Here is a 7660-nt window from a genome sequence, read left to right on the forward strand (position 1 = left end):
TCTTATGATAGAATCTTGAGTAATTGTAACTTACAGGTGGACAATCAGAATGGCAGAACTTTCCGGTAAAGGGCTTTCTGGTAAGCATATCGTGCTCGGCATCAGTGGAGGTATCGCCGCTTATAAAACAGCAGAGTTAGTACGGCGTTTACGTGATTATGGTGCTCAGGTACGCGTCGTGATGACTCCGGCAGCAGAAGCTTTTATTACCCCATTGACATTACAGGCTGTATCAGGTTACCCGGTTTCTGACGATCTTTTAGACCCGGCAGCAGAAGCGGCGATGGGGCATATTGAGCTGGCAAAATGGGCTGACTTGATTATTCTCGCTCCTGCGACGGCAGATCTATTAGCTCGGTTAAGTATTGGTATGGCAAACGATTTAGTCACAACTATCTGTTTAGCTTCAGTAGCCCCCCTGGCGGTCGTTCCTGCGATGAACCAGCAAATGTACCGTGCACAAGCCACCCAACATAACCTCAATATACTGAGAGAACGTAATGTGTTGATTTGGGGGCCGGATGAGGGAAGCCAAGCCTGTGGCGACGTAGGGCCGGGAAGAATGATTGAACCTATGGCGATTGTCGAACTGGCAACGCAACTTTTTAACCCTATTCAAGATTTAATGGGCCTGCAAATAACAATTACAGCCGGGCCAACTCGTGAAGCCTTAGATCCTGTCCGTTTTATTACCAACCATAGCTCCGGTAAAATGGGATTCTCCATCGCACAGGCAGCCGCAGAACGTGGAGCTAAAGTCACACTGATTGCAGGCCCTGTCAATCTGACTACGCCTCAAAATGTCAAACGTATTGACGTAACCAGCGCATTGGAAATGCACGAGCAAGTGCAAGCAATCGCAGCTTCACAACATATTTTCATCGGCTGTGCTGCCGTCTCTGATTACCGTTTCAAGCAGATATCAGATGAAAAAATCAAAAAACAGGGTGATGAAATCACCTATACATTAGTCAAAAATCCTGACATCGTAGCGAATGTTGCAGCAATGGAAAAACATCGTCCCTTTGTCGTTGGATTTGCAGCCGAAACCCAGAATGTGGAAGAATACGCCCGCGTAAAACTCAAGCAGAAGAATCTGGACTTGATTTGTGCGAATAATGTATCTCTGGCTGAACATGGCTTCAACAGTGATACTAATGCATTACATCTGTTCTGGCATGATGGCCGCATTAACTTACCGCACAGTAATAAATTACAACTCAGCCACCGCTTATTAGACGAGATATTCAAACGCTATGATGAAAAAAATCGACGTTAAAATTCTTGATCCCCGCATCGGGCAAGAATTTCCTTTACCGACCTACGCTACTCCTGGTTCTGCGGGCTTAGATTTACGTGCTTGTCTGGATAACGCAGTGGAACTGGCACCTGGCCAGACCGAACTTCTGCCAACAGGGATTGCTATCCATATCGCGGATGAACAATTGGCTGCGGTCATTCTTCCCCGCTCAGGTTTGGGTCATAAACATGGTGTAGTGCTTGGTAATCTGGTAGGGCTCATCGACTCTGATTATCAAGGGCAACTGATGATTTCTGTTTGGAACCGTGGTGATAAGACATTCACCATCGAACCGGGCGAACGTATTGCCCAAATGGTTTTTGTGCCCGTTGTACAGGCTGAATTTAATTTGGTTGAAGATTTTGAGAGCACAGAACGTGGAGCTGGTGGTTTTGGTCATTCCGGTCGTCAATAACTTTCCATAAAGCCTGATACCGTCAACCAACTTTTATATTTTTGCCCATCATCAACATGGGCAAAATGTATACCCTTTATCTTTCAAGTCTTGACTTGGAAGATAAAGGGTATCGCTGGATTTGTTTTGCTGTCTTAGCAGGGGTTTACCACACATGGCAGAAAAAGAACGTACAAAAAAGAAAAACAGACGTGAAGAAATCTTGCAGGCACTGGCACATATGCTTGAATCCAGCGATGGCAGCCAGCGTATTACAACTGCAAAACTTGCCGCCAACGTTGGAGTTTCTGAAGCTGCACTTTATCGTCATTTTCCAAGCAAAACCTGGATGTTTGATAGCCTGATTGAGTTTATTGAAGACTCTTTAATTTCTCGCATCAACCTGATTTTGCAAGATGAAAAAGAGACCATTCCTCGAATTCGGTTAATCCTGATCCTCATTTTGGGCTTTGCAGAAAAAAATCCAGGTTTAACCCGTATCATGACAGGCCATGCCCTGATGTTTGAACAAGACAGATTACAAAACCGTATCAACCAACTGTTTGAGCGTATTGAAGTACAGCTTCGCCAAATCTTAAAAGAGAAAAAAATACGGGATGGACAAGGGTTCAGTTATGACGAAACTATATTAGCATCACAATTACTGGCTTTTTGTGAAGGCATGCTCTCTCGTTTTGTTCGCTCTGAGTTCCGCTATCGACCGACGAAAGAATTTGAAATACGCTGGCCCTTGATATTGACCCAACTACAATAAATTTCCCAAACCTGTTACGCACATTTTTTATTCTGGGATCTTTTCATGACAGGATATGGAAATAATAACATGCGTTTTTCACTAACGTTTTTTGTATAAATTTGTGTTAACATGCTTTGGCTAGCTGAGTTGACTACCTAATCGCTCAGTAATGACATTCCTTCCACATTATCTGCGGGATGTCATTTCTACTACTCACCCCGCCCACCATTGGGCGAGGGATTTTTTTAGTCTGTAATTTTTACAGAGCAATCAACCAGAACGAACTATCAAATACCGTATTCTCTGCGGTAAGTTTCCACCGCCTCTAAATAAGACTGCATTTCTGGGTTTTCACGCAGATAGGTAATCAAATCATTCAAGGTAATGATAGAGAAGACCTTGCAGTGATAATCACGCTCAACTTCCTGGATAGCCGAAAGTGTTTCCCGTCCACGCTCCTGACGATCCAGACACAAAATAACGCCAGACAACGTTGCACCATGTTGTTTGATAATTTCCATTGATTCACGAATAGCGGTTCCTGCTGTGATCACATCATCAACTACCACAACTCTTCCTTGTAATGGGCTGCCAACCAGTGTTCCTCCTTCCCCATGATCTTTTACCTCCTTACGGTTAAAACAATAAGGCATATCAATATCGTGATGTTCCGCCAACGCCACTGCGGTTGTAGTTGCAATTGGAATACCTTTATAAGCTGGTCCAAATAGCAAATCGCATTGAATACCGCTATCCTGCAATGCCGCAGCATAAAAACGGCCAAGCAATGCCAAATCACGTCCGGTGTTAAATAACCCTGCGTTGAAAAAATACGGACTCTGACGACCGGATTTCAGCGTAAATTCGCCAAATTTCAGCACCTGTTTTTCCAGTGCCAGTTCAATAAATTCGCGCTGATAGGCTTTCATGGGGTTCTCCTCTTGTGCATCATTTGATTCTTATCGCCATTATCTCAGACATAAAAAAGGCGACTCTTCAGCCGCCTGATCCATTTATTTTTTCAATTCATCTTGTTTTAGAGAATCTTCTTTTGGAAAACATTGCGTTAGCGCATCTCGCTGCGCGGCAAAAATAGTTGCCAATCCTTCTTTCGCAAGGGAGAGTAATGACAGCAATTCATCATGACTAAACGGTTCACCTTCTGCCGTGCCCTGAACTTCAATCATTCGTCCATCATCCATCATGACGACATTCATATCAGTCTCAGCCGCAGAGTCTTCTACATACTCTAAGTCACAACGCCCCTCTCCATCAACGATACCAACAGAAACTGCGGCTACCATTGATTTCAACGGGCTTTCTTTCAGTTTGCCATTAGCAACCAGCTTATCCAGCGCATCTACCAAAGCTACACATGCGCCGGAAATAGCGGCGGTACGCGTGCCTCCATCTGCCTGAATGACATCACAATCTAACGTGATGGTATATTCACCCAGTTTTTTCAAATCTACGGCAGCGCGCAGTGAGCGAGCGATCAGACGCTGAATCTCCATCGTACGACCAGTTTGCTTGCCTTTAGCGGCTTCACGGGCGTTACGGGTATTTGTCGCTCGTGGCAACATACCATATTCTGCCGTGATCCAACCCTGCCCCTGACCTTTCAAAAAACGTGGAATTCCTTCTTCAACGGAGGCATTACATAACACTTTGGTGTCCCCAAACTCAATCAACACAGAACCTTCTGCGTGTTTAGTGTAATGACGGGTTATTTTAATAGGACGAACCTGCCCTGCCGCTCTTCCTGCCGGACGCATTCCTACCAGGCTCATAGTGTTCTCTCCGCTGTTAATACTTTATTGGGGGCGCATTATACGGCCTAACGTGGCGAATGCCTATCCTGCATCTGCCTGGAACGTTATAATCATTCATCATTTTATAAATTGGGAATGAGTTATGATCCGTAGCATGACCGCTTTTGCGCGGCGAGATATCAAGGGAGATTGGGGAAATGCAGCCTGGGAATTGCGCTCTGTCAATCAACGTTACCTGGAAACTTATATTCGTCTGCCAGAGCAATTCAGAAGTCTGGAACCAGTCATCCGTGAGCGTATCCGTTCCCGCCTGACTCGCGGCAAAGTGGAATGTAACCTACGTTTTGAGCTGGATATCCGCGCTCAGGGTACACTGATTCTTAATGAAAATCTGGCCAAACAACTTGTTGAAGCAGCAGGCTGGATTAAACAACTGAGCAATGAAGGGGAAATTAACCCTGTAGATATTCTGCGCTGGCCGGGTGTAATGGCTGCCGAAGAACAAGATCTGGATGCCATCAGCACACAATTGCTTGCAGAACTCGATATGGCGCTGGATGCCTTTATCCAAAGCCGAGAAACTGAAGGCCAAGCGCTTAACGCACTGATTGAACAACGTTTGGATGCCGTAACTGAGGAAGTCAGCAAGGTCCGTGTACAGATGCCAGCCATCCTGCAATGGCAACGTGAACGGTTACAAACCAAGTTGGAAGAAGCCCAGATTCAGTTGGAAAATAACCGTCTTGAGCAAGAGTTGATCTTATTGGCTCAACGTATTGATGTGGCAGAAGAGCTGGATCGCTTGGATGCTCATGTCAAAGAAACTCGTAATATTCTGAAAAAGAAAGAAGCTGTCGGCCGCCGCCTCGATTTTATGATGCAGGAATTTAACCGCGAATCGAATACATTGGCATCAAAATCAATTAATGCGGATGTGACTAATTCTGCGATTGAATTAAAAGTGTTGATTGAGCAGATGAGAGAACAGATTCAAAATATTGAATAACGTTTCACAGTAGTTCACAACATACCACAAAGCCAGAATATACCTTGTATAGACTGGCTTTTTTACTATCAGAGCATTGCAGAGTGAATCACAATAGCGCATGATTATTGTGTACACCTAGGTGTACACCTAGGATGTTAGAAATTATTTTAGGTGTACCCGACTTAGTAATGGGAGATAACTCAATGCCAAAACTCACAGATAAGCAGATCAGGGCATGGATAAAGTCAGGGGAAAGATTCGAAGGTAGAACAGACGGGAATGGCTTATATCTGAGCTATAGAGAAAACTATAAAATTCCTGTATGGCGTTTCAGGTATAAATTTGCGGGTAAACGCAGATCCGTATTGCTTGGTTCATATGTTGATATATCCCTTGCTAAAGCCAGAGAGATAACAAAAGAATTATCTGCCCGTGTGTCACTAGGCTATGACGTTGCGATGGAGAAACAGGAACGCAAAGCCGAAGCACTGGCAAAAATTGAAGCTGAAAAGAATGCTATCAAAGTTTCAGACCTAGCAGCCGAGTACTTCGAGCGCCAGATACTTCCTCGCTGGAAACACCCCGACATATTACGCAGACGTATAGATAAAGATATTAACCCGCGTATCGGTGACATGAAGATCGAGGATGTTAAACCCTTCCATATTGATGAAATACTAAAAAGCATCGTTGATAGGGGCGCACCAACCATAGCAACAGATGTTCTCAGATGGGTCAGACGCATATTTGATTATGGTATCAGGCGTCAGATCATTGATGTTAACCCCTGTTCAGCGTTTGAAGTTGCGGATGCAGGCGGGAAAGAAGTATCACGCGATAGATGGTTAACCAGAGAAGAACTAATCATTGTTCTGAGAGCGTTCAGAACATCTACAATCAGCCGCCAGAATGAAATCAGCTTTAAGATACTACTTGCTCTATGTTTGCGCAAAATGGAGCTATGCGCTGCTCGTTGGGAGGAATTCGATTTTGCTAATGGTATTTGGCATTTTCCAGCAGAACGTAGCAAAAACGGTGATGCGGTAGATATTCCTCTATGTCCACAAGTTATCGATTGGTTTATGGAATTAAAACCAATGTCTTGTGGTAGCCAGTACGTTCTACCAGCAAGAAAAATGCAACACCGCATGATCCCACATATTCAGGAAACCACCCTACCCGTTGCACTTGCCAAAGTAAGACGTACATTACCTGCTAGCATCCCTAACTTCACGATTCACGACTTTAGACGCACTGTCAGAACTAATCTGAACTAATACATTTAAACCCATGTGTTCAGCGTTGGAAATGGCACGTATCGAGCTGGAAAAAACGACATTGCCACGCCATTACACCAATAAATCAAATATGCTGAGCCGTATTGTTCTGGCTGGATTGACAGCTAAACAGTGGGAGCAACAACATAGCATTATTGGCGATCCCCGTGATGCTATGAGCGAGTTTCAGCTTGAGCACCTTTATTATTTAGAACACACCAATACAACTCTGATTGAGTTAGGTATGGATTAAGACGGTTGAAAATATGTATCTGATCAATAGCCAGTATTTCCGGTCTCGCCTGCTGAAGTGCATAAACTGGTGATTACCGCCCAACAGGTTAAATGTGAAACAGGTAAACCTGTCCGCCTGATTATTCTGGATACCCTCGCCCGCTGTTTTGGTGGGGCTGATGAAAATGATTCAAAAGATATGGGCGCGTTTGTTCGGGGTTGTAATGAATTAAAAGCCAAGACAGGGGCAAGCATTCTCGTGGTTCACCATTCCGGCAAAGATGAAAGCAAAGGCGCAAGGGGTTCCAGTGCCTTTCGTGCTGCGCTGGATGTTGAATATCGGATCAACCGGGAAGGGAAAAAAGGCGCACTGGTTATCACCTGTACCAAAATGAAAGATGCCGAAGAACCTGAAACCAAAGCCTATGATATGCGCGTGGTGGAGCTTTTTACTGATAAAGACGGTGAGGATATTACATCACTGGCTCTGATTGACAAACCACGTGATCCGGTTGAAGAAGAAGACATCGGTCATGTTTCCAATAAAACCGATAACCACACAGCATTATGGCAGTGCATTCGGTCACGCACTGCCCTGAAAGAACCTTGTAGCGTTGCTCTTGTCCGTGATGATTTAAAGGCAATGGGCGCGAATGTGAAGAATTTCAGTCGCTGGTTAACCAAGTTAGAGCAAGACAGGTTGATTATTCGTAACGGGCAGGAACTCAGCATTGTTAACCGGAATAATGAAGATTAAAAAGTGAGTCAGAAAGTGAGGTGCTGTGAGGAAATGGATTTTACCCCTCACCGTATTCCTCACTTTTCTCGCATATATACAGAAAAAGTGAGGAACACAAAACAAATTGATTTTTAAGGATAAAAAATCATCAATTCCTCACCTGTTTTCGCAGTGAGGAACATAAAATCTATGGTCGCCC

General features: G+C 44.3%; 7 protein-coding genes and 2 pseudogenes. 7 read left to right on the forward strand and 2 right to left on the reverse strand.

Translation table 11 applies throughout. From position 1 onward, the window contains the following. Positions 1-49: 49 nt before the first annotated feature. From coaBC to slmA, 3 genes are all read left to right on the forward strand, one after another. Positions 50-1279: a bifunctional phosphopantothenoylcysteine decarboxylase/phosphopantothenate--cysteine ligase CoaBC gene (gene coaBC / locus AAC147_RS15895; RefSeq protein ID WP_047682784.1), complete on the forward strand. Its 1230-nt coding sequence runs from the start codon at positions 50-52 to the stop codon at positions 1277-1279. After that, positions 1257-1715 carry a dUTP diphosphatase gene (gene dut, locus AAC147_RS15900; RefSeq protein WP_047682787.1) on the forward strand — a complete coding sequence of 153 codons (459 nt, stop codon included), beginning with the start codon at positions 1257-1259 and terminating at the stop codon, positions 1713-1715. The genes coaBC and dut overlap by 23 nt, the downstream gene beginning before the upstream one ends. 154 nt (positions 1716-1869) lie before the next feature. After that, the gene (gene slmA / locus AAC147_RS15905; protein ID WP_047682790.1) at positions 1870-2469 is read left to right on the forward strand and encodes a nucleoid occlusion factor SlmA; all 600 of its coding nucleotides are present in this window, start codon (positions 1870-1872) and stop codon (positions 2467-2469) included. A 269-nt stretch (positions 2470-2738) separates the two neighbouring features. On the opposite strand, the gene pyrE is transcribed toward slmA, so the two are convergent. Then, on the reverse strand, positions 2739-3380 hold the full coding sequence (gene pyrE, locus AAC147_RS15910; protein ID WP_047682793.1) for an orotate phosphoribosyltransferase: 642 nt from the start codon (positions 3378-3380) through the stop codon (positions 2739-2741). 84 nt (positions 3381-3464) lie between these two features. After that, positions 3465-4226 (reverse strand): ribonuclease PH, encoded by a 762-nt coding sequence (gene rph, locus AAC147_RS15915; RefSeq protein ID WP_047682820.1) that lies wholly within the window; start codon positions 4224-4226, stop codon positions 3465-3467. Positions 4227-4365: 139 nt separating this feature from the next. Here rph and AAC147_RS15920 point away from each other — a divergent pair, with 139 nt between their 5' ends. From AAC147_RS15920 to AAC147_RS15935, 4 genes and pseudogenes are all read left to right on the forward strand, one after another. Then, entirely contained in the window at positions 4366-5229 is an 864-nt protein-coding gene (locus AAC147_RS15920; protein ID WP_047682795.1) for a YicC/YloC family endoribonuclease, read from the forward strand. Positions 5230-5414: 185 nt separating this feature from the next. Continuing rightward, a pseudogene (locus AAC147_RS15925) lies at positions 5415-6482 on the forward strand (tyrosine-type recombinase/integrase); the annotation flags it as partial. 37 nt (positions 6483-6519) lie between these two features. Next, on the forward strand, positions 6520-6741 hold the full coding sequence (locus AAC147_RS15930; protein WP_052189585.1) for a hypothetical protein: 222 nt from the start codon (positions 6520-6522) through the stop codon (positions 6739-6741). Positions 6742-6745: 4 nt separating this feature from the next. Next, positions 6746-7479: pseudogene (locus tag AAC147_RS15935) on the forward strand (AAA family ATPase); the annotation flags it as partial. Positions 7480-7660 lie beyond the last annotated feature (181 nt).

The sequence above is a fragment of the Xenorhabdus sp. NBAII XenSa04 genome, assembly GCF_963866145.1.
In the GTDB taxonomy this organism is placed as follows: Bacteria; Pseudomonadota; Gammaproteobacteria; order Enterobacterales; family Enterobacteriaceae; genus Xenorhabdus; species Xenorhabdus indica.

What these genes read in the sequence shown, in the direction of transcription:
- coaBC (WP_047682784.1), top strand. Translation starts at nt 50, where the DNA reads ATGGCAGAACTTTCCGGTAAAGGGCTTTCTGGTAAGCATATCGTGCTC.
- dut (WP_047682787.1), top strand. Translation starts at nt 1,257, where the DNA reads ATGATGAAAAAAATCGACGTTAAAATTCTTGATCCCCGCATCGGGCAA.
- slmA (WP_047682790.1), top strand. Translation starts at nt 1,870, where the DNA reads ATGGCAGAAAAAGAACGTACAAAAAAGAAAAACAGACGTGAAGAAATC.
- pyrE (WP_047682793.1), bottom strand. Translation starts at nt 3,380, where the DNA reads ATGAAAGCCTATCAGCGCGAATTTATTGAACTGGCACTGGAAAAACAG.
- rph (WP_047682820.1), bottom strand. Translation starts at nt 4,226, where the DNA reads ATGCGTCCGGCAGGAAGAGCGGCAGGGCAGGTTCGTCCTATTAAAATA.
- AAC147_RS15920 (WP_047682795.1), top strand. Translation starts at nt 4,366, where the DNA reads ATGATCCGTAGCATGACCGCTTTTGCGCGGCGAGATATCAAGGGAGAT.
- AAC147_RS15930 (WP_052189585.1), top strand. Translation starts at nt 6,520, where the DNA reads ATGGCACGTATCGAGCTGGAAAAAACGACATTGCCACGCCATTACACC.